Annotated in this window: 18 protein-coding genes; 3 read left to right on the plus strand and 15 right to left on the minus strand. The window is 42.2% G+C overall.

Annotated elements, in window-relative coordinates:
• Nucleotides 1-9: 9 nt before the first annotated feature.
• From OIT90_RS16005 to OIT90_RS16025, 5 genes are read right to left on the minus strand one after another with little or no spacing between them, the layout of a single operon-like run.
• A complete protein-coding gene (locus OIT90_RS16005) occupies nt 10-1,359 on the minus strand; it encodes a lysine N(6)-hydroxylase/L-ornithine N(5)-oxygenase family protein (RefSeq protein WP_338594532.1) in 1,350 nt (449 codons plus the stop codon).
• Nucleotides 1,334-1,888 carry a GNAT family N-acetyltransferase gene (locus OIT90_RS16010; protein WP_024426511.1) on the minus strand — a complete coding sequence of 185 codons (555 nt, stop codon included), beginning with the start codon at nt 1,886-1,888 and terminating at the stop codon, nt 1,334-1,336. Before OIT90_RS16010 ends, OIT90_RS16005 begins: the two co-directional genes overlap by 26 nt.
• A complete protein-coding gene (locus tag OIT90_RS16015) occupies nt 1,885-3,666 on the minus strand; it encodes an IucA/IucC family protein (RefSeq protein ID WP_474892730.1) in 1,782 nt (593 codons plus the stop codon). Before OIT90_RS16015 ends, OIT90_RS16010 begins: the two co-directional genes overlap by 4 nt.
• Nucleotides 3,663-5,150, minus strand: a complete 1,488-nt coding sequence (locus OIT90_RS16020) for a pyridoxal phosphate-dependent decarboxylase family protein (protein ID WP_474892731.1) — start codon at nt 5,148-5,150, stop codon at nt 3,663-3,665. The genes OIT90_RS16015 and OIT90_RS16020 overlap by 4 nt, the downstream gene beginning before the upstream one ends.
• On the minus strand, nt 5,137-6,483 hold the full coding sequence (locus OIT90_RS16025; RefSeq protein ID WP_039177704.1) for an aspartate aminotransferase family protein: 1,347 nt from the start codon (nt 6,481-6,483) through the stop codon (nt 5,137-5,139). The genes OIT90_RS16020 and OIT90_RS16025 overlap by 14 nt, the downstream gene beginning before the upstream one ends.
• Nucleotides 6,484-6,875: 392 nt before the next feature.
• Between OIT90_RS16025 and OIT90_RS16030 the strand changes: the two genes are divergently transcribed.
• Nucleotides 6,876-7,412, plus strand: a complete 537-nt coding sequence (locus OIT90_RS16030; RefSeq protein WP_474892732.1) for a serine O-acetyltransferase — start codon at nt 6,876-6,878, stop codon at nt 7,410-7,412.
• On the opposite strand, the gene OIT90_RS16035 is transcribed toward OIT90_RS16030, so the two are convergent.
• The 4 genes from OIT90_RS16035 to OIT90_RS16050 all read right to left on the minus strand — a co-directional run bounded on the left by OIT90_RS16035 (nt 7,407) and on the right by OIT90_RS16050 (nt 9,476).
• Nucleotides 7,407-7,664 (minus strand): hypothetical protein, encoded by a 258-nt coding sequence (locus OIT90_RS16035; protein WP_039177699.1) that lies wholly within the window; start codon nt 7,662-7,664, stop codon nt 7,407-7,409. The genes OIT90_RS16030 and OIT90_RS16035 overlap by 6 nt on opposite strands.
• A gap of 34 nt (nt 7,665-7,698) precedes the next feature.
• On the minus strand, nt 7,699-7,974 hold the full coding sequence (locus tag OIT90_RS16040; RefSeq protein ID WP_059374898.1) for a hypothetical protein: 276 nt from the start codon (nt 7,972-7,974) through the stop codon (nt 7,699-7,701).
• Nucleotides 7,975-8,037: 63 nt separating this feature from the next.
• Nucleotides 8,038-8,595: a GNAT family N-acetyltransferase gene (locus tag OIT90_RS16045; RefSeq protein ID WP_474892733.1), complete on the minus strand. Its 558-nt coding sequence runs from the start codon at nt 8,593-8,595 to the stop codon at nt 8,038-8,040.
• A 14-nt stretch (nt 8,596-8,609) separates the two neighbouring features.
• Nucleotides 8,610-9,476 (minus strand): AraC family transcriptional regulator, encoded by an 867-nt coding sequence (locus tag OIT90_RS16050; protein WP_330544915.1) that lies wholly within the window; start codon nt 9,474-9,476, stop codon nt 8,610-8,612.
• Nucleotides 9,477-9,589: 113 nt separating this feature from the next.
• Here OIT90_RS16050 and OIT90_RS16055 point away from each other — a divergent pair, with 113 nt between their 5' ends.
• Complete coding sequence (locus OIT90_RS16055) at nt 9,590-10,966, plus strand: MATE family efflux transporter (RefSeq protein ID WP_126682036.1); 1,377 nt, start codon at nt 9,590-9,592, stop codon at nt 10,964-10,966.
• Nucleotides 10,967-11,193: 227 nt separating this feature from the next.
• Here the strand turns inward: OIT90_RS16055 and OIT90_RS16060 are convergent, their stop codons facing one another.
• The 4 genes from OIT90_RS16060 to asnB all read right to left on the minus strand — a co-directional run bounded on the left by OIT90_RS16060 (nt 11,194) and on the right by asnB (nt 17,004).
• Complete coding sequence (locus OIT90_RS16060; RefSeq protein WP_039177688.1) at nt 11,194-12,033, minus strand: phytoene/squalene synthase family protein; 840 nt, start codon at nt 12,031-12,033, stop codon at nt 11,194-11,196.
• The gene (locus tag OIT90_RS16065) at nt 12,026-13,501 is read right to left on the minus strand and encodes a phytoene desaturase family protein (protein WP_144516479.1); all 1,476 of its coding nucleotides are present in this window, start codon (nt 13,499-13,501) and stop codon (nt 12,026-12,028) included. Before OIT90_RS16065 ends, OIT90_RS16060 begins: the two co-directional genes overlap by 8 nt.
• On the minus strand, nt 13,498-15,015 hold the full coding sequence (locus tag OIT90_RS16070) for a phytoene desaturase family protein (RefSeq protein WP_144491061.1): 1,518 nt from the start codon (nt 15,013-15,015) through the stop codon (nt 13,498-13,500). Before OIT90_RS16070 ends, OIT90_RS16065 begins: the two co-directional genes overlap by 4 nt.
• 147 nt (nt 15,016-15,162) lie before the next feature.
• Entirely contained in the window at nt 15,163-17,004 is a 1,842-nt protein-coding gene (gene asnB / locus OIT90_RS16075) for an asparagine synthase (glutamine-hydrolyzing) (protein ID WP_474892734.1), read from the minus strand.
• A gap of 154 nt (nt 17,005-17,158) precedes the next feature.
• On the opposite strand from asnB, the gene OIT90_RS16080 reads away from it, so the two are divergent.
• The gene (locus OIT90_RS16080) at nt 17,159-17,686 is read left to right on the plus strand and encodes a DUF2777 family protein (protein WP_126682040.1); all 528 of its coding nucleotides are present in this window, start codon (nt 17,159-17,161) and stop codon (nt 17,684-17,686) included.
• A 38-nt stretch (nt 17,687-17,724) separates the two neighbouring features.
• Here the strand turns inward: OIT90_RS16080 and OIT90_RS16085 are convergent, their stop codons facing one another.
• Both OIT90_RS16085 and OIT90_RS16090 read right to left on the minus strand, forming a co-directional pair.
• On the minus strand, nt 17,725-18,093 hold the full coding sequence (locus tag OIT90_RS16085) for a YisL family protein (protein WP_034282135.1): 369 nt from the start codon (nt 18,091-18,093) through the stop codon (nt 17,725-17,727).
• A gap of 92 nt (nt 18,094-18,185) precedes the next feature.
• Nucleotides 18,186-19,091, minus strand: a complete 906-nt coding sequence (locus OIT90_RS16090) for a fumarylacetoacetate hydrolase family protein (protein WP_064498271.1) — start codon at nt 19,089-19,091, stop codon at nt 18,186-18,188.
• Nucleotides 19,092-19,178 lie beyond the last annotated feature (87 nt).

The raw sequence follows: 19,178 nt of genomic DNA on the forward strand, positions 1-19,178 counted from the left end.
TCATCCTCCTTAACCTTTGATTTCTTCAAATGTGTGTGCGTTCTTGTGTGTACCAAATGTCTGGAAGACGTGCTTTTGATAAAGTGGATACACGGTTTGACGAGCAAGTTCATTGATGATCACACTGTTTCGATAAGCCCCCAGCCCCAAATCTGGAGCGCCGACCCCATGTGTATGAAGCTCTGCATTTTGTACAAAAATATCATTTTCACCCATCGTATTTGTTTTCAAACGATATTCACGTTCCACTTGGAAACGTCCTTGATCATCCCATTGAATGTGGTGAGAAATAGGGTTGATAAATGGCGGCAGAACGGATTGATAGCCAGTCGCCAATACAACAATATCTGTCTCATGCGTAAAAGATTCTTCCTTGACCCACTGCGAGCAGGAAAGTGATAATCCGCCCGCTGTTTCCTCAATCAAGTTGACCTCCGTCATGGCTTGAAGCACTGTGTTCAGCTGCGTTCCGCAGGCAGAACGTTCATAAAGCAAATGATAAATATCACGAATCATTGCCGAACTGATGCCTTTATACAGCAAGTCTTGCTGTTTTAATAACGCATCCTTTTTTGTTTGCGGAAGCTCATAAAAGAAATCAATATAGTCAGGGGAGAAATACTCCAGCCCTAGGTTTGAATATTCCATTGGGAAAAATCCTTTTGACCGTGTGAACCAGTGAATATCCTTCGCTTCATCATCTGATAAAATGTCATAAAACACTTCTGCTGCACTTTGACCAGAGCCGATAACTGTGACAGATTTCCCTTTGAAACAGCCTTCTTTCTTTCGTTTTAAATAGTCAGCTGAGTGAAAAACCTTCTCTCCTAAAGCTGGCTGGAGCGATGCTGGCACTGCGGGCTGCGTGCCAATTCCTAAGACAAGATGTTTGCTTTCAAACACCTCTACAGTTTGATCCTTCACATGACGGACATGCACTTCATACCGCTTTTCCCCTGCCTTTTCAACCAGTGAGACAGATTCGACGTTCATGCCAAATCGGCAAGAGTCTAACTGGTCAGCGACCCAGCGACAGTAATGACTGTATTCCTTGCGCGGGATATGGAAGTCCTCTAAAAAGTAAAATGAATACAAACGGTTTTGTTCCTGCAAATAGTTGAGAAAGCTATATTTGCTTTTCACATCTGCCATGCTGACAAGGTCCGCTAAAAATGGGACTTGCAGTGTTGTCCCTTCAATGAGCATACCTGGGTGCCAGTGAAAGGCTTCACTTCTTTCAAAAAACAAAGCGTCGATTTCATTTACCTCTTCAGATAATGCGGCAAGTCCAAGGTTAAACGGGCCAATGCCGATCCCAATTACATCCACTATATTATTTTGCTTGTTGAACCGCGTCATGGTTATACTTCCTTTCGAATCGTTCTCGATCACAAAACATCAAAAGACCTGTTTTATCCGGTAAAGTGACTGGTTTTACACGTTCAAAGCCGCATTTTTCAAATACATGAATCATTTTTTCATTGCGAATATCCGGCTCAGCGACGATTTTTTCTGTTCGTTTGTTCTGCTCAAATTGAAATGCTGTCATTGCCTGAAGGAGCGGCGCAGCAAATCCTTTTCCCACATAATCCGGCTCCCCTATTAACAGGTGAATGCCTTGATCATGCGGAGAAGGCTCATAGTAGGATTCAATGATATCTCCTTTCACGTTGTAAGCCTCAAAATAACTCATTGGCGTCCCATCAATCGTGCCTAAATAAAGGGTTTGATGCGGATCATGTATTGCCTGATAAAAATGCTTTTCAAAAGCAGGAAACGGAATATTCAAATGCCAAAATGGGTGAACATACTCTTCTTGCATCCATTTATGGACAAGCTGGACGTCTCTTTCATATTCAGCACGAATAAACCTAATACGATGCCTCATCCAATCAGCGCCTCCTTATGTAAAAAGAGCGGATTCAAGACAGCTGTGTAACGAGACTGTGTTTCCAGAGACCCTGTCAGCTCATCCATATCTTCAAATCGTGTCAGCAAATTCGCTTTTGAAGGAAGTTCTTTTGAACGGAGAAGGCTGTTTGTCAGATCAGAAGCTCCGTACATCTCCTCATGAGCAAGCAATGTATCTCTCACGAGTGCCAGCAAGTCTTCTTCCTTTGCTAGACCTTCTGTGCCAAAGCCATTAATGAGACCAAATAAATGATTAAAGAAGAAATAATAACGGAGTCTCTCAACGGCTACATCATCCGCACAAATGGTTTCACTTCTTACGCTCAAGTTTTGAACTAGATTTGCGAGCTTATCTTTTTTTGATTCACTATAATAGTAGCCTTGATTGTCACGATAATAGAAGGTGTCTGGATAACCATCCTTCATTTGCACAACAGCATTTTGCTGATGGGCCTCGAGTGCAAGACCATACGTTTCAAATAGCCAGAGCATCGGCTTTAACGAAATGGTTAAGTATTGTTTAAACCAATCTTGGCTGACCGCTTCTGTTGACCGGCCTTCTGCATCTGCAAGTTTATGAATAATTCCTGCTAATCTTGATTTTCCTCCGTACGCATGATCCTGACATAGCCCAGCAATTAAGCTTGCGCCTTTTTCACGATGCAAGAATGGATTTTGACGAATGACCACTTCAAAGCCAGATTCCGCTTCATCTCCTCGAATAGATAGATATGCAGGATCTTCAATGACCCGGAATCCAGAGAATTTTTCATATAAAGAAACGCCTAATTCTGTTTTTAAGATGCGGGACATCTCTACTCCTCGATCCAGTTCCTTTTGTTTATTGATGCGTAACGAGTTCGTAATTTTCACAGGAACAGAGAATTTGAGCATGTAAGCAGAATCCTTTTGATAGACCGTTCTAAAGGATGAGGTCGCTGTGTATTCAGACCCCAGCGGTCCTAAATAAGTCAGTTTCCCCTCCTCTATATAACGCTTCACGAATGCCTTCTCCATGACCACTTTGACTTGCAGCGGATGAATTGGAATGAGCACATATTCTCCGTTTTCTGTTATCCTATTCAGTCTCTCTGTTTCTTCTGGCACTTGACGCGAAAGCTCTTCTAACATGAGACTTGCCGCAGGTTGTGAAATAGATGAATCCTGAAGCACAATCGAATGGTGCGCTTTAAAGTAATGAAGCTGGAAAGCCCCTTTCAGCTCAGGAGAATAGACGTCTTCCTCCTCTTCTGTCATCCCTTGTCTGCTTTTTGGTGTTGGATGTGTTAAATGTCCAAGGAGAAGTGACTGTTCAGCCTCGATGTACTCAAAATCAGCTTGAGATAAAGCAGCTTGATCACTTTCTCTCTCCCTTAAGAATCGTTCAATATTTCTGCAGCTTAAAATGATGCGAAACATGAATTCATCCTCTGCATCTGTGCGGCCATATGCAATGAGAAGCTCCTTTGAACATAAAGCAACAAGTGTCGTGTAATCGACGATCGTCCCCTCTTGCTCGCTGCCACTCGGACGAAAGCGAATCGGAAAATCAAAGAGATGGCGGCCTATAGTTGAAAAATATCGGATCGGAATCACAAGCTCAAGGTCTTGCTTTGCTAGTTTTGCCACGAATACAAGCGAACCATCTGCTTTCGTCTCTTTTTTTGCAGATCGATCGATTCCTGTTTCACGTAAAAAACAGTTTAAAAAGCTTTGCATAGTTGCATTTTCAGCCATTTGTTTATATTGACTCAACGTAGTACCCTCCCGGATTGAATATGAGCGATCCCGATATCAACGATGTCAGAAAGGATTTCCTCAATATGTGTGATTGTCGTTCTCGGATTTAATAAAGTGAATTTCAAGCATGTTTGACCATCCACCACTGTTTTTGCAATGACAGCAGTTCCTGATGTGAATAGCGTTCGATGGATGATTTTATTGATGTCATCCGCACCCTTAAATCGAAACACTACTGCATTGATTTCTGGCTCAGGATTGATCACTTCAAGGTGATCATTGCTCTCGATAAGCGCAGCCACATCCTTCGCAAAATCAATGGTATGGTCAATCATGTCACCAAACCCTTTCTCCCCAATCAGACGAAGAGAAAGAAGCAATTTCAGTGCATCAAACCGGCGCGTCGTTTGGACAGATTTATTGACGAGATGTAGTATTCCATCCAGTTCATCTTCTTTTGGATTAAGATAATCTGCATGATAATTGATCAAGCCGAAATGCCTTTTATCCTTCAGCAGAAATGCCCCGCAGGAGATCGACTGATAAAATTGTTTATGAAAGTCGATCGTGATGGAATCAGCCAGCTCAACACCATCTAATTTATCTCGGTAGTTTTCACTTAATACAAGCGCTCCACCATAGGCAGCATCTGCGTGTATCCACAGACCGTATGGTTTGACGATGTCATACACACCTCGAACCGGGTCAATACTGCCAAAATCAGTTGTCCCGCAAGTCGCCACTAGCGCAAAAGGCAGGAGATCCTGTTCCTTTAACTCAACAAGTTTCTTCTTCAAATCGTTGAGGTCCATGCGGTGATGCTCATCTGTCTCTATCAGAACAACCGCCTGCTCCCCTAAGCCTAGCTGGGATGCAGATTTTTTAACAGTGAAGTGAGCATTCTTAGAGCAAAGAATTCTCATGCGGTGAGCCTCACTCGGCAAGCCTTTCTGCTGAACATTCCATTGCCATGTGTTTTCACAAAAAGCATCTCTTGCAAGAAGCAGCCCCATGTAGTTAGATTGGGTTCCACCGCTCGTAAATGTCCCATCTGCTAAATTTCCATAAGAAAACTTCGCACATAGCCACTTTAGAATTTCCTCCTCAACCAAAGATGCAATACCGCTTTGATCGAAGGAATCCATTGATTGGTTAAATGAACTTACTATCACCTCTGCGGCAAGCGCAGGTATAAGCGGCGGGCAATGCAAATGTGCCAAGCATTTTGGATGCGATACATCAACCAGATGTGGCAAAAGGTGCTGCTTTATATCTTGAAAGACAGATTCAATTGATTCGCCAGACGGTTGAAACTGAAATAATGATTCGACACTAGTCGCTAATTTCCCAGGCAATATTCCACTGTATGGTCCTTGGTCTTTTTGCCACTGTTCCAGTAAGCTGTCGATAGATGTATGAAGAGCCGCTTGGAAGGACTCTCTTCCAAGCTGACTTTGATTGATAAATAATGAATCCACAGAAGCTTTAGTTGATTGCATCGTAAACGGCCTCTTTGAAAATAGCGATAACTTGTTCAAGCTGTTCTTCAGTCATGATCAATGGCGGTAAGAATCGAATGACGCTGCCGAAACGGCCTCCTGTCTCTACAATTAAGCCTTTATCGAAGCAATTCTTTTGAATGAGACTGGCTAGCTCAGGATTTGCTGGATAACTTCCATCCACGTCCTGCTTTTCATTTGGATTAACTATTTCAGCACCAATCATTAATCCTCTTCCTCGAACATCACCGATAGCAGGTACATTTTTTTGAATGTCTTTTAGATGAGCCTGCATGCGATTCCCTAACTGGTCAACATGATCAAGCAGATTCGTTTCTTTTATAAATTTAAGCGTAGCGGTTCCTGCAGCCATTGCCATTTGATTTCCTCTAAATGTGCCAATGTGTGCACCTGGATTCCATTGATCCAAATCTTTATCATAAATCACAACTGAAAGCGGCAGGCTGCCACCAATGGCTTTAGATAATACAATGACGTCCGGCACAATTCCTGCATGTTCAAAAGCAAACATCTTACCTGTTCGGCCAATGCCTGATTGAACCTCATCGATGATGAGCGGAATACCTTTTTCATTTGTGATTCTTCTCATTTCTTGCATCCATTCAATAGATGCTGGAATTGAGCCTCCCTCACCTTGTACTGCTTCAAAGATCATACCTGCTGGCGGAAGAATACCACTTTCAGGATCATTTAATACACGCTCAATATAAGAGCTGGAAATGCGGTGTGAATCTTTCCCGCCAATTCCGAATGGGCAGCGATATTCATATGGATAAGGCATGAAATGCACATCTGGGATTAACCCTTGCACTCTTTCCTTTGGAGACAAATTCCCACTTAATGACATCGTGCCATGTGTCGCACCGTGATAAGCACCGTGGAAAGAAAGAATGGAACGATTTCCTGTCGCTGTCTTGACTAATTTAATCGCAGCTTCTATGGCATCACCGCCAGTTGGTCCACAAAATTGAATTTTTGCTCTCTTTGCAAACTCTTCTGGCAGGTGAGAAAAAATTTCATTCACAAACTCTTCTTTAATTTCTGAGGTTATGTCCAACGTATGCAATGGCCTTTTTTCATGAAGCATACGTTCAATAGCTTCTATCACAACCGGATGATTGTGGCCAAGTGCAAGTGTTCCTGCGCCTGCTAGACAGTCATAAAACTCTCTGCCATCCGCATCTGTCACGATCATGCCCTCGGCTTTTTGCATGGCTAATGGGAACCGTCTCGGGTAAGACCTTGCATTAGATTCTCTTTGACTTTGCTGCTCTAAAAATTGCTGATTTTTAGAAACGGTTTTGATGGACATAATAAAACACTCCTCCAATTGATAAAGATTATCATTATCATTTTCATTTACTAGCCTAGAGGATGTGAGATAGGAAAGTCAATTGTATTCAAAAAGATGATTCGAAAAGCATATGAATACAATATTCTCTTTTTAATGAGTATTTTCGAGTAATTTTTACAAACCTTACTGCCATAAGGAGATGGAACGCATGAGACGGATTGACATTGAAAAAAATTACAAATCATTTTTCCTGGTTCATTTGTTCTATTCAATTCAAAGCGCTCATTTTATGCAGAAATTTGGATGAAATGAAGGTAGAAAATTGAAGAAATCACACTGTTTTTTCTTGATATAAATGGTTTGGATGGTATAATTTCTCTGAATCATAAGGGATGGAGAGGGGAATTTTGATGATTTTAACAAAGCAAGATCTTCACCATTACTTAAAGCAGGATAAAAAAGCATTAGCTATCACGCGCAGAAGGCCAAAATGGTTTGGGGACGATATATGGAAATATCAAAGGTATTTACGAAAATATGAATACTATTCTAATAGCGGCGCTACATTGCGCAAATGGTTTTACCGCTATTTACATAAAAAGAAAGGGATGCAGCTTGGCTTTGATATCCCGATTGGCGTCTTTGGCCCCGGCCTTAGAATCAATCATACTGGCCTCTTAATTGTGAATAAGCACGCAAAAATTGGGGCATTTTGTGATATTCATCAAGGGGTGAATATTGGTCAAAACCATTCCGAAAAGGATGTACCAACCATTGGAGATCACGTATGGATTGGGCCCGGTGCTAAGCTGTTTGGAGACATTTATATCGCAAATCATATCTCAATTGGAGCAAATGCCGTGGTGAATCATTCCTTTCATGAAGAGCAGATCGTTATTGCTGGTGTGCCGGCTCAAAAGGTAAAAGAAAAAGGCCCTTCTTCATGAAGGCGCCTGATAAAAAAGAATTACACCGATTAAAACAGAGATGAGCAGCATGAGATAAAACAAGATGGTTAAAATCAAGATCGTCCAGCCCAGCCCCTTCCTCTCTGTCTTGATCAAATAAATACCGAGTACGATGGTACTAAAAAGCACGCCTAAAATGGCCCACAGCCATTTGTCTTTGTGATGCTTTGGCGCATCAAACCATAAATAGATAGCAACAGCAAGTGAAACGAATAGACCCGTTATTCTCAAGATTAAACTCCCCCTTATTATGTATACGCGCTCTCTATGATGCGTTTGAGTATCCGATGATCAGCAACAGGAAGTAAAAGACATAGACTAGCATAACAATAGAATAGATGATGATGGACACGATCAGAACTGTCCAGCCCAATCCTTTTCTTCCTGTTTTGATGAGGTATATCCCAAATGCAAAGAGCCCGAATAAAAGACCTAAAATAGACCATAACCATTTATTTTTCCCATGTTTTGGTGCATCTATCAATAGATAGATTGCGACTAAAATAGAAACAAACCATCCAGTTATCCAGCCCACATTCATCTGCCACCCTTCTTCTTCAGTTCATTCCATTATATGATGCTTTTTTCCTAAAAAAATAATGATTCAGAGAATATTGCGCGGGAGGCTTCGCCATTCTTCTCTCAGCATTCCGTAGCGCATCGAATCATAATACCCTCCTTGATAATAACGGACCTTTCTCAGTCTCCCCTCAAGGACAAATCCGCATTTCTCTGCGCACCGCATCATCCGTTCATTCCCTGACCAAGTGGTTAGACCAATTCGAGGGATATCAATATGCGTAAATAATACATCAATCCATAGATTTAATGCCTTTGTCCCAATGCCACCGCTCCAAAAGCGTGAGTCATAAATGACAATGCCGCATTCAAGCCACCGTGTACGTTCATTCTCCCAATAATATGATACGGTACCTTTGATATCACCGTCTATTTCAATGCCATATAGCTTTTGGGGAATAGATTCATCCTGTAAGTAACGTTTCTTAAATGCAGAAAGCGGGATTTCGTGTTCATAAAAATAAGGGGCATTCCAATTTCGATAGGACTGGTCTGGTGCTTTAAATTTTAAATGCCACACTGCCTCTAAATCCGTTTCGGTTAATGGACGTATGTTCACAAGCTCTTCCTTTTCTCTTTTCATCTGTTCACGTTCCTTTACTTTGTCGTTCTTTTTGCTAGATGACGGTACTCAATCGGCGTCATGCCTTCATTTTGCCGAAACAGCTTAGAAAAATAAGTAGGGTCGTCAATGCCTACATGCTCTGCAATGGCTGCAATTTTTTCATTCGTTGAGGCAAGCATGCTTTTAGCTTTTTCGATCTTGAGACGATGGCTGTACTGGTTTGGCGTCAATCCGTACACCGTCTGCATACACCTTGTCATGTAGTCAGGATGATAGTGCAGCTTCTCTGCAAGCTGCTCCATATGCAATTTCTCCATAAAGTGATGCTCAAGATAGTGAACCACTTCTGATGCGACAGTCTCCTTTGCACTTGGTATATGAAATGCTTCCTTTTGCAGGTGAATGAGCAGTTCCTCAAATAGAAGCTGTTTTTTCAGCGGAAGTTCAGATGCATCATGATTTAGTGCGCTCATCGCTGAAAGGTGTTTTTCTAACACACTTCGTCCCTTCACTTTTCCTAAACGAGGCAGGCTAAATTCATATGTTGCCGGCTTTTCGAAGGTGGCTTGGTTTTGTTTCATATCAATCCAATGTTCTCTTGGCCGGTTCGTCAGCTCAAACCGATCAATTGAGAAATGCAGCCACTCATAGTAGGTATCCTCTTCACATGGCAGATGTCCGCCATGAGACAGGCCCGGTGAGAGAATCATATATTCACCTTCTTTTACGTGAAAAGCCTCCTCGTCCTCTGTCATCCATAGCTCACCTTTTGTGACATAGAGAAGATCAAATACAGTGAAGGTTCTTGAGATATGTCTTTCTCCTTGATGAAATATCCCTTTACCTGAAGCTATATAAATAGGAAACGGCGGTACAGTAAATGTAATAAATCGATTCATATTCATCCCCTTATGAAGTCGTATTTCTCCAATAAGTTTCGGTTTCATCTCTTCTTATTATAGTCGATGCAAGGTACACTATAAATCGGATTTATACGAAAGGGGGCTATGTGATGAAATCTCAAACCCTGTCATATGAAAAGGTTCAAGCCAAAGATGAGAAAACGCACCCTTCATTATTTGCATTAACTTGGCCTATTTTTATCGAAATCTCTTTATATATGCTCATGGGAAGCGCTGATACACTTATGCTCAGCCAATACTCTGATAACAGTGTGGCCGCAGTAGGTGTAAGCAACCAGCTCCTGAATTTATTAATTGTCATGTTCAGCTTCATTACAACAGGAACGACCATTGTGATTGCGCAGCTTCTAGGAGCTGACCGCAAGCAGGAAGCGACTCAAGTCGCCTATGTCTCACTAGGGACCAACTTCTTGATCAGCTTTGTCATTAGTCTCCTCATGTTTATGTTAGCTGTTCCAATTCTGCACATGATGGGCTTATCAAGTGAACTCATGCCGGATGCGGCGGTCTTTTTACAAATTGTCGGGCTGCTTTCTTTTATTCAAGCACTTATTATGACGTATAGTGCTATTTTAAAAAGCTACGGATATACAAGAGACACGATGTATGTCACCATCGGAATGAATTTGCTCAACGTTGCCGGCAATTATTTGGTCATTTTTGGTCCGTTTGGTTTTCCGGTATTAGGTGTCATGGGTGTTGCCTTTTCAACCTCGCTTGCTCGATTGATCGGATTGATGGCGATGATTCTCATTGTCCGACGCCGAATTGGATTGCGCTTTTCGCTGAAGAGCATGTTTCACATCCAGCGGACGCATTTAAAAAAGCTGCTGAAAATTGGCATTCCATCTGCTGGAGAGCAGCTTTCTTATAACGGCTCTCAAATGATCATTACATTGTTTATTACATTTATGGGGACGCAGGCTTTAGCAGCAAAGGTCTACACTCAAAATTTGATGATGTTCATTATGTTATTTGGTGCAGCGATTAGCCAAGGGACACAGATTTTAATTGGGCGCCATATTGGGGCGAAAGAATTCGATGCGGCCTACCGCAGATGTATGAAAAGCTTATACTGGGCCATTGCGATCTCTCTTCTTTCTTCCACTGCTTTATCTTTATCATCGACGCATTTGCTTACGTTTTTCACTAGCAATCATGAAATCATTCAAATCGCCGCCACACTTCTCCTATTAACGATCATTTTAGAGCCGGGACGCTCTTTTAATATGGTCATTATTAATTCATTGCGGGCTGCTGGTGACGCGAAGTTTCCAGTGTATATGGCGATGATTTCAATGTGGGGAATTGGGCTTCCGATCGCTTACTTGTTAGGCATTCAGCTTGAAATGGGGCTCATCGGGGTTTGGATTTCTTTTATCGTGGATGAATGGGTCAGAGGCATCTTTATGTATAGGCGCTGGCGTTCCAGAGTATGGACGGAGTATCGTTTTTCTTCCACATAAAAAGGACTGCGGGGTGCAGTCCTTTTTAGATTGTTGACAAAGGGCTAAAATGGTTTTTATTTTAGCCCTTTGTCTTCTTTTCAGCGTGATAGAAAACCTTTGCAGTCTAGGAAGGGCGAGCACCAGAGCAGAGCGAATTTGACATTCGTGAGCACCGGAGCGCAGACCTGACACCGAATGCGAGGGTTTGTCTACACGCTGAAAGGACTGCGGGGTGCAGTCCTTTTTTACGTAATATCTTCTAAAATAAGTGCTTTTTCCTGTTTTGAAATAAATGCTCGCTCTGTAAAGACGCGGTATTCGTTTTCTCTTGTTTTATCTAAGATGGCTTTATAAAAGTGGGCTGCTGCTTTCACCGGTATACGTGAATATAGCGGGAATTCATGAAGATGGTCAAAAAACTCCTCGTAGTATGCCTCTGCCTCAAAAGCAATGTACTCCCAGACGTGCTGAAAAGCTTGATTGACAATTCCTTCCTTCAATTCTTGCTCTGTGTACCCGAATTGATCCATCACTTGCTTTGGCAAATAAATGCGGTCTCTTTCAGCCTGATCTTCGCCGATATCTCGAAGAATGTTGGTTAGCTGCATAGCGATCCCTAACGAAATGGCTGCTTCTTTTAGCTGCTCTTTTTTACGCGGTGCAATAATGGGAAGGAGCATGAGTCCAACGGTACTAGCAACATGGTAGGAATAGATGAGCAGTTCATCTAACGTTTCGTATCGCTGCTGCTCTAAATCCATCTCCTGTCCTTGGAGCAGGTCACGAAACGGGGCTTCATCCATCCGAAACTCTTGAAATGTATGCTCTAGCGCCACCCATATCGGATCATTCCGGTCTACCTCACCTTGTAAAAATCGATCAAACGTCTCCCGAAAGGATGCAAGGTCCTCTTGTGGCGAAGGCGACTCATCCACAATGTCATCTGCTCTCCGGCAAAAGGAATACACGGCCCAGACGGCCTGTCTTTTCTTTTTAGGCAGCATGGAAAAGGCCCGGTAAAACGTTTTGGAATGGGTTTGAATGGTTTCCTCACACACTTTTAATGCTGTTTGTACATCAACCACTTATCTTCACTTCCTTTCTATCATTCAAATCTTTTAGTAGTACAGAAGCCATGAGCTTCGCACTTTGCATCACGATCGGCACCCCGCCGCCCGGATGGATGGAAGCACCTGCCGCATAAAGATTGTCTGTCTCACTGACCTTCACTTGCGGGCGGAAGACACCTGATTGGAACAAATTAGGCGCAAGTCCAAAGCTGCCGCCTTCAAACAATCCTTCTCGCAAGGAATCATTTGGTGTCCTGACCTTTTTCCAGACAATCGACTCTCGTAATCCCGGAAAACCTCTTTTCTCAAGGACACCCACCATGTTCTCGACAAAATCTGTCTCCTCTTCCCAGTTGATATGATCTCCTGAAGGAACGGGAACGAGCATGTATAGAACACTGCAGCCATCTGGGGCAAGAGATGGATCAATGATCGATGGATTAAATGTATAAAATGACGGGTCTTGAGGAATCGTTTTCGTTTGAAAAACCTCTTTCATATGCTGATCAAAGTGTTCTCCCATAAAAAATTGATGAACAGGTGCTTCATGATACATCTTGTTTAAACCAAGATACACCATCACACAGCCAGAGGACGGCACGTATTTTCGGCGATCTTGTTCGTCTAAACCAAACTGTTTTAACGCAGCTGGATAATCTCCATTGATCACAAATGCATCAGCGGCTACATGTTCATCATTCACCTTTGCTTTGACTGCCCGTTTTCCCTCAAACACCAATTGCGTAACTTCTTCATTTTTTCTTACATGCACACCCATTTTGATGAGCTGCCCTTCCAATATATCTACTAAACTTGCATAACCGCCTTTTAAATAGTAAATTCCATGTGCGTGCTCACTATATGAAACAAGCGAATAAATAGCCGATGCTTCATACGGGTTTCCCCCAACATAGAGGGTTTGAAGTGCGTATGCATCTCGCAGGCGTTCGTCTGAGAAATATTTTTTCAGAGCGCTTTGTACCGTTCGATATGCCTTTAATTTCATTAAAATTTTCATATTGGCTTTTGTAAAAAATGTACGTTTTTCGTGAAATGATTTTTCTAGAAAAGCTTTCTGCCCTTCTTGAAACCGGTCCGTCATTTCTTCCATAAACTTCTGGAACCCTTGATCTTCTTTTGGAAATACACGTCTGATTTCATCTAGCTGACGCCGTGCATCAGAGTATTTCGTATAAGAGGTTCCATCTTGATATTGAATTGTGTACAGCGGATCAAGCTGCAGCAGATCAAGAGATGATTCGTCAATTCCTACCTCATGTAAAATGCCTTTTAACATGTCAGGAAGTAGGACAATGGTCGGACCTTCATCTACTTTATATCCTTTCTCACGTACAAAAGCAAGTCTCCCACCAAGCCGTTCATTTTTTTCGACAAGGGTGACATCATGTCCCGCTTTTTTCAAATAAAGCGCTGAGATCATTCCGCCAATACCGCCACCTGCAATCAATATATGTTGTTTCATGAGGCGCTCCCCTTTTCTTGATGCCGCATTGTTTTGTGTGAATGTTTCTCTTTTGAAAGAATGGCATTTGTCGTGATACGCGCTGATTCTAAAATGGTTGGCAGTCCGCTTCCTGGATGTGTTCCTCCTCCAACGAGCCAGCAGTGCTTTAATTCATCAAATTCATTGTGCGGCCTTAGGACCATCATCTGCGTCAGCTGGTGGCCAAGGTTAAATGTAGCTCCTTCATATACGTAAAGGTCTTCCTCCCATTGCTTCGGTGTGATCATCCGCTCAACTTCTATATGCTGCCTGACATTCTGAAAGCCGGTTTTCCGCTCCAATGTATCCAGCACAAGCTCTCTAAATTCATCTTGATGCGCTTCCCAGTCAATACCGCTTTGGTTATTGGCAACTGGAGCAAGCACATAAAGAGCTGATTTTCCTTTTGGAGCAAGTGAGCCATCAGTTACGCTTGCATTTTGTATATAAATAGACGGATCATCTGGCAGCTCATATGTTTTCGTAATGCCTTTGACGAATCTAGCATAATCATCGGAAAAAACAATGGTATGATGCGGCTCATCATACATGGTATCCAATCCTAAATAGAGCATAAAGGTAGAGCATGAGAATTTTTTCTTTTTTAGTTTTTTCTCACTGTATTTCTTTAAAAGACCTGGCTCGACAAGCCTTGTCATCACATGTGCAAAGTCTCCATTGACGACAACCTCATCTGCTTGTATTTCTTCCCCAGATTCTAAACGAATGCCTTTTACTTTCCTTCCCTCGGTGAGCAGCTTTTCGACGCCAGCTGACAGATGAATCTCTGCTCCAGCTTCAACCGCCGCCTTTGCCATCGCTTCTGACAGCTGATTGACTCCGCCCTTCGGATGGAATACACCTGTATCATGCTCCATAAACGAAAGGATTGAGAACGCACCAGGGCATTCCCACGGCGACATTCCTAAGTACTTTGATTGAAATGTAAAGGCATATTTCACTGATTCATTCGAGAAATAGTCTGACAGTACATCATACAAACTTTTATTTAGCGAAAGCTGTGGAAGTGCTTTGATCACCTTCGGGCGAAGGTAATGATGAAAGCGGTCCATTTTACTTTGTAAAATTGGTGTGAGCCGATCCATTTTGCGCTTTGTATCCTTCATAAATCTTAGATATCCTTCGCCCTCACCCGGCGCAAAGGCTTCTAATCGTTTGTACATTTCATCGCGATCTCGAATCATATCCAGCTGATTGTCTTGAAAAATTAATCTATACATCTCTTTTAATTCAATCACATCGATATAGTCATAAAGATTTTTACCAGCAAAGGTGAACAGCTCCTCTGCAATATGAATCATGCTGAGAAAGGTAGGACCTGTATCAAACGTGAAATCACCAAGCTGAAACTTAGCATTACGTCCGCCGACAAAGGACTGTTTTTCGTATACATGAACTTCATGTCCTTTGCTTTGAAGCATCATAGCTGCCGCAAGTCCCCCTGGTCCCGCTCCGATCACAATGATTTTCATTATCCTTTTTCCTCCAAATTAATTCACTTTAAGTTAATTATACAAATTAGAAAGATTAGATCAACTTTTGATGTGCTCAAAAAGTCTCATGTTATGTATCAAAAAAGCCGGCTTCCTTTCAACAAATGCAAGAAAGCCGACCCTCTATTACGCTTCTATATCAATTCGATACGTTTCAAACCAATGATGAATCTGTGCTAGATGGGCAATCAACTGTGGGCCCTTCATGAGCTGGCCATACCAAGGCACATGAAAGGAAGCTCCTTCCGTTTCAATCAGCTGCTTTAATTGATGTGGATCTAAAAATTCGTGAAGTACAGAATCTTTTTGTGCGAGACAGTTTGTCAGCATCTCTTTCACAGCCTGAGTATAGGCTGGATGATGTGTTTTCGGGTAAGGACTCTTCTTTCGATAAAGCACTTCATTCGGTAAAATTCCCTCTAATGCTTTTCGCAAAACCCCTTTTTCACGATTTCCATGCATTTTCATTTCCCAAGGAATATTCCACACATATTCGACAAGGCGATGATCTGCAAATGGCACACGTACCTCAAGACTAGCACCCATACTCATTCGATCTTTTCGATCAAGCAGTGTTGTCATAAACCAGATCATATTTAAGTAAAAAAGTTCTCTCCGGGCTTTATCGACTCCCGTTTCTCCATCTAAAAGAGGCGTTTCTGCCACCGTTTCTTCATATTTGCTTTGTGCGTATTCCTTAAGTGACAGCTTTTTTTGCCAAAAGTCTTGCAGGAGCTGCGTTCTTGCTTCTGTCGATCTCATCCAAGGGAAACTATTTGTTTCATTTGCCATGTGAAACCAAGGATAGCCGCCAAAAATCTCATCAGCACACTCACCTGATAAACCAACAACGAAATCCTTTTTAATTTCTCGGCAGAATATAAGTAAAGAAGAATCGATATCTGCCATCCCAGGTAAATCTCGAACCTCAACCGCTTCCTTCAAATAAGCAGCCAGCTCTTTTTGACCGATGATACAGTTGTGATGATTTGTTTGAAACGCTTTGGTCATTTGATCAATCCATGGGCCATCAGCATTCGGCTGGAATTGACTTGCTTCAAAGAATTGATCATTTTCTTCGTAGTCAATGGAATACGTATGAAGCGGTGCTTTCCCTATATTCTCAAAGTGCTTAGCGGCAATGGCAGTAATGGCACTAGAATCGACGCCGCCAGATAAAAATGTACATACAGGCACATCAGAGACAAGCTGTCTTGTCACGGCATCTGTAAAGAGATGCTTAATGTGCTGTGCGGTGTCATCAAGTGAGTCAGTATGCTCCTTGCTTTTGACATTCCAGTATCTCCACACGCGCAGGCCGTCTTTTGAAAAGGTCAAGGCATGTGCAGGTCTCAGCTCTTTTACCCCTTTAAACACTCCTTGGCCTGGTGTTCTTGACGGCCCTAAGCCAAAGATCTCCGACAGCCCTTCATGATCGACTTTTGCTTTGATATCAGGGTGAGCAAGAAGTGCTTTGATCTCTGAACCAAATAAGAAGGAATGATGACGTTCTGTATAGAAAAATGGCTTGACGCCGAGCCGATCTCTCCCTGCAAATAACAATTCACGCTCACTATCCCAGATCACAAATGCAAAAATGCCATTAAAATGGGAGACACACTCTTCCTTCCATTCTGTATAGGCATGAAGAAGAACTTCTGTATCAGAATGCCCAAGAAAGCGGTGCCCCCTTTTTAACAATTCTTTTCTTATATCCTCCGTGTTATAGAGCTCTCCATTGTATACAATCGTATAAGCATGGTTTTGATGTGTATATGTCATCGGCTGCTTTCCGCCTTCTACATCTACCACCGCTAACCTTTTATGCCCGAAAAGAACATGCTCACTTTTCCACGTATTTGTATCATCTGGCCCTCTTTTAGATAATGTATCTGTCATTTGATTGATTACATGATCCTGTTGGATGAGCTGCTTTTTAAAGTCTGCCCAGCCTGTAATTCCACACATCATCATCAGCTCCCATCCGTTTTTCCTCAAGTGTTCTCATTCAGCCTTTCTTAGTTTATGCATCGTCTCCTTGATAGTTGATTTGTCCTTTTTTCCCGGCGTATAGGACAGGCTTGATTTGGTAAGAAAAGAAAGAGGAAAGGAGCTTTTGCAAATGGAGAATCGAATGAAGCAGCTTGAACGCTGCAGCAGAAGATGGTGTAACGGGTATTTGCTCATTGAAAACGGACATTGTCTGATTGAAGATGAAGAAGGAGAGATCATGCTGCCAGAAAGTCTTCAAAGCACAATGATCTGTTTGAAGGAAAATGACCGATGGACAAAAGGAGAATTGCTTGGTTCCATGGTTCTTCATGAAAACGGGCAGCTAATAGAAGTACAAGGAGGAGAAAAAATTCAATATACGGCGTCCCTTGCCAAAGGCTGGCTCGATCTTCTCATGTTCGTACCGGAGAACGTCTTTGATCACATCCTTGAGCAGGTAGAGCAGCTTGGTTTTTCCGTCTATGATTGTGTCTTCTCTTCCTTTCATTCATTGCAGCGCGTCTCTTTCTTTCAGTTTTCGGCAGATACGCAATCACTTGCACTTCAATGTCACCATGACCCTGCCTCCAGTCACATTCGTTTTGAATGGACCACTTCAGATGGACAACGGATCGTTTCACAATTTGATGCCACATAAAAAGGACACTGCTTCGTATAAGCAATGTCCTTTTTATATTAAAAGATATGGAAACCGATCGGCAGACGTAAACCGAGAAGAATGGTCACAATCGCAAATACGATAAAACCAATCAACACACCAGTCACCGATTTTCCTTTTTTCTTGCGCACTAGGACCATTTCCATGAAACCGATCACTAGGATACCGAGAATCATTTTTCCGATATACTCGCCCCCGAAACCTGGAATTTTCATTCCTGTGCGAACATACAGCTCTACGCCTGTTGCGATAATGATCAAGTAGAATAAGCGAACGATCATGTGCACAATTTTAGCGCCTTTGTCGTTTTTACCTGCTAGAGCAAAGGCTACGAAGAATAAAATAATCCCCAGCACCCATGCTGTGATATGTAAATGTGTTCCCATTTGTGATTTCCCCCTTTATCAGAACAAGTACCTTCTCATCGTACCACGAAATAAGTCGAACACAAAGCGACAATCCTGTGTCATCACGTGCTTTATTTGACATGATTTGTCAGCGTCCCAATCGGTTCAATCGTGATGTCAATTCGATCTCCAGAAGCTAAAAACTTAGGCGGTTCAAAGCCCTTCCCTACCCCAGAAGGTGTACCTGTTGCAATGATGTCACCTGCTTCTAGCGTCATCCCTTTTGAAAGAGTGGAGACGATGTTCTCAATTGTGAAGATCATTAATTCCGTACTGGCAGACTGACGAACCTCTCCGTTTACCTTTGTTTCCACATGGAGCGCACCATGATCCTCGATCATTGATTTATGAACGATATAAGGTCCTATCGGGCAGGTTGTATCTAAGCTTTTGCCAATGAAAAATTGTTTGTGTTTTTTCTGCAAATCTCTTGCCGTCACATCATTTAAAATGGTGTAACCGAATATATAATCTTGTACCTCTTCAGGAGCAATGTTTTTCCCTGATTTGCCCATCACGATAGCAAGCTCTCCTTCATAATCCAATTCACTTGTCACATCTTCATGAAGAAGAATCTCATCTTCGTGTCCAATGACAGAAGTAGGTGCCTTTGTAAAAATCATCACGTCTTTAGGAATATCCGCCGCACTTCCCATTTCCATAACATGATCTTGATAATTCTTTCCGACACACATGATGTTTTTAGACGGCTTTGGAATCGGGGCATGGAGTTTCACGTCCGAAAGCGGATATACATAAGAGCCGCGGTCTTCTTCTTTTTTCTCAGCCCAATCAAGAAGCTGCCCCACATGTTCTACAAACTTGTCCCCCATTTTGATGCACTCAGATAAAGAGTTTGGCAGTGTCTCAAGCTCAAATAATTTGGCTTCTGCCTTTTTGACGTCCATCACCCATTCATCATCAATGACTACCCCAATAAACATGCTGCTATGTATCTCACCTGTAAAAAACTTCATGTCTTCCCCTCACAATCTTCATTTCGCTAAGTTATGATGTCTCATTTTATTTCTCTATGAAATAAAAAAAACCCTTTTTTATCATAC

Source organism: Bacillus sp. ABR (assembly GCF_056172715.1).

Bases quoted from the DNA above. Each gene is read 5' to 3' on its own strand.
- OIT90_RS16045 (WP_474892733.1), bottom strand. From the start codon at position 8,595: ATGAAAAGAGAAAAGGAAGAGCTTGTGAACATACGTCCATTAACCGAA.
- OIT90_RS16080 (WP_126682040.1), top strand. From the start codon at position 17,159: ATGGAGAATCGAATGAAGCAGCTTGAACGCTGCAGCAGAAGATGGTGT.
- OIT90_RS16030 (WP_474892732.1), top strand. From the start codon at position 6,876: ATGATTTTAACAAAGCAAGATCTTCACCATTACTTAAAGCAGGATAAA.
- OIT90_RS16090 (WP_064498271.1), bottom strand. From the start codon at position 19,091: ATGAAGTTTTTTACAGGTGAGATACATAGCAGCATGTTTATTGGGGTA.
- OIT90_RS16055 (WP_126682036.1), top strand. From the start codon at position 9,590: ATGAAATCTCAAACCCTGTCATATGAAAAGGTTCAAGCCAAAGATGAG.
- OIT90_RS16065 (WP_144516479.1), bottom strand. From the start codon at position 13,501: ATGAAACAACATATATTGATTGCAGGTGGCGGTATTGGCGGAATGATC.
- OIT90_RS16025 (WP_039177704.1), bottom strand. From the start codon at position 6,483: ATGTCCATCAAAACCGTTTCTAAAAATCAGCAATTTTTAGAGCAGCAA.
- OIT90_RS16070 (WP_144491061.1), bottom strand. From the start codon at position 15,015: ATGAAAATCATTGTGATCGGAGCGGGACCAGGGGGACTTGCGGCAGCT.
- OIT90_RS16020 (WP_474892731.1), bottom strand. From the start codon at position 5,150: ATGCAATCAACTAAAGCTTCTGTGGATTCATTATTTATCAATCAAAGT.
- OIT90_RS16050 (WP_330544915.1), bottom strand. From the start codon at position 9,476: ATGAATCGATTTATTACATTTACTGTACCGCCGTTTCCTATTTATATA.
- asnB (WP_474892734.1), bottom strand. From the start codon at position 17,004: ATGTGTGGAATTACAGGCTGGGCAGACTTTAAAAAGCAGCTCATCCAA.
- OIT90_RS16040 (WP_059374898.1), bottom strand. From the start codon at position 7,974: ATGAATGTGGGCTGGATAACTGGATGGTTTGTTTCTATTTTAGTCGCA.
- OIT90_RS16010 (WP_024426511.1), bottom strand. From the start codon at position 1,888: ATGAGGCATCGTATTAGGTTTATTCGTGCTGAATATGAAAGAGACGTC.
- OIT90_RS16085 (WP_034282135.1), bottom strand. From the start codon at position 18,093: ATGGGAACACATTTACATATCACAGCATGGGTGCTGGGGATTATTTTA.
- OIT90_RS16005 (WP_338594532.1), bottom strand. From the start codon at position 1,359: ATGACGCGGTTCAACAAGCAAAATAATATAGTGGATGTAATTGGGATC.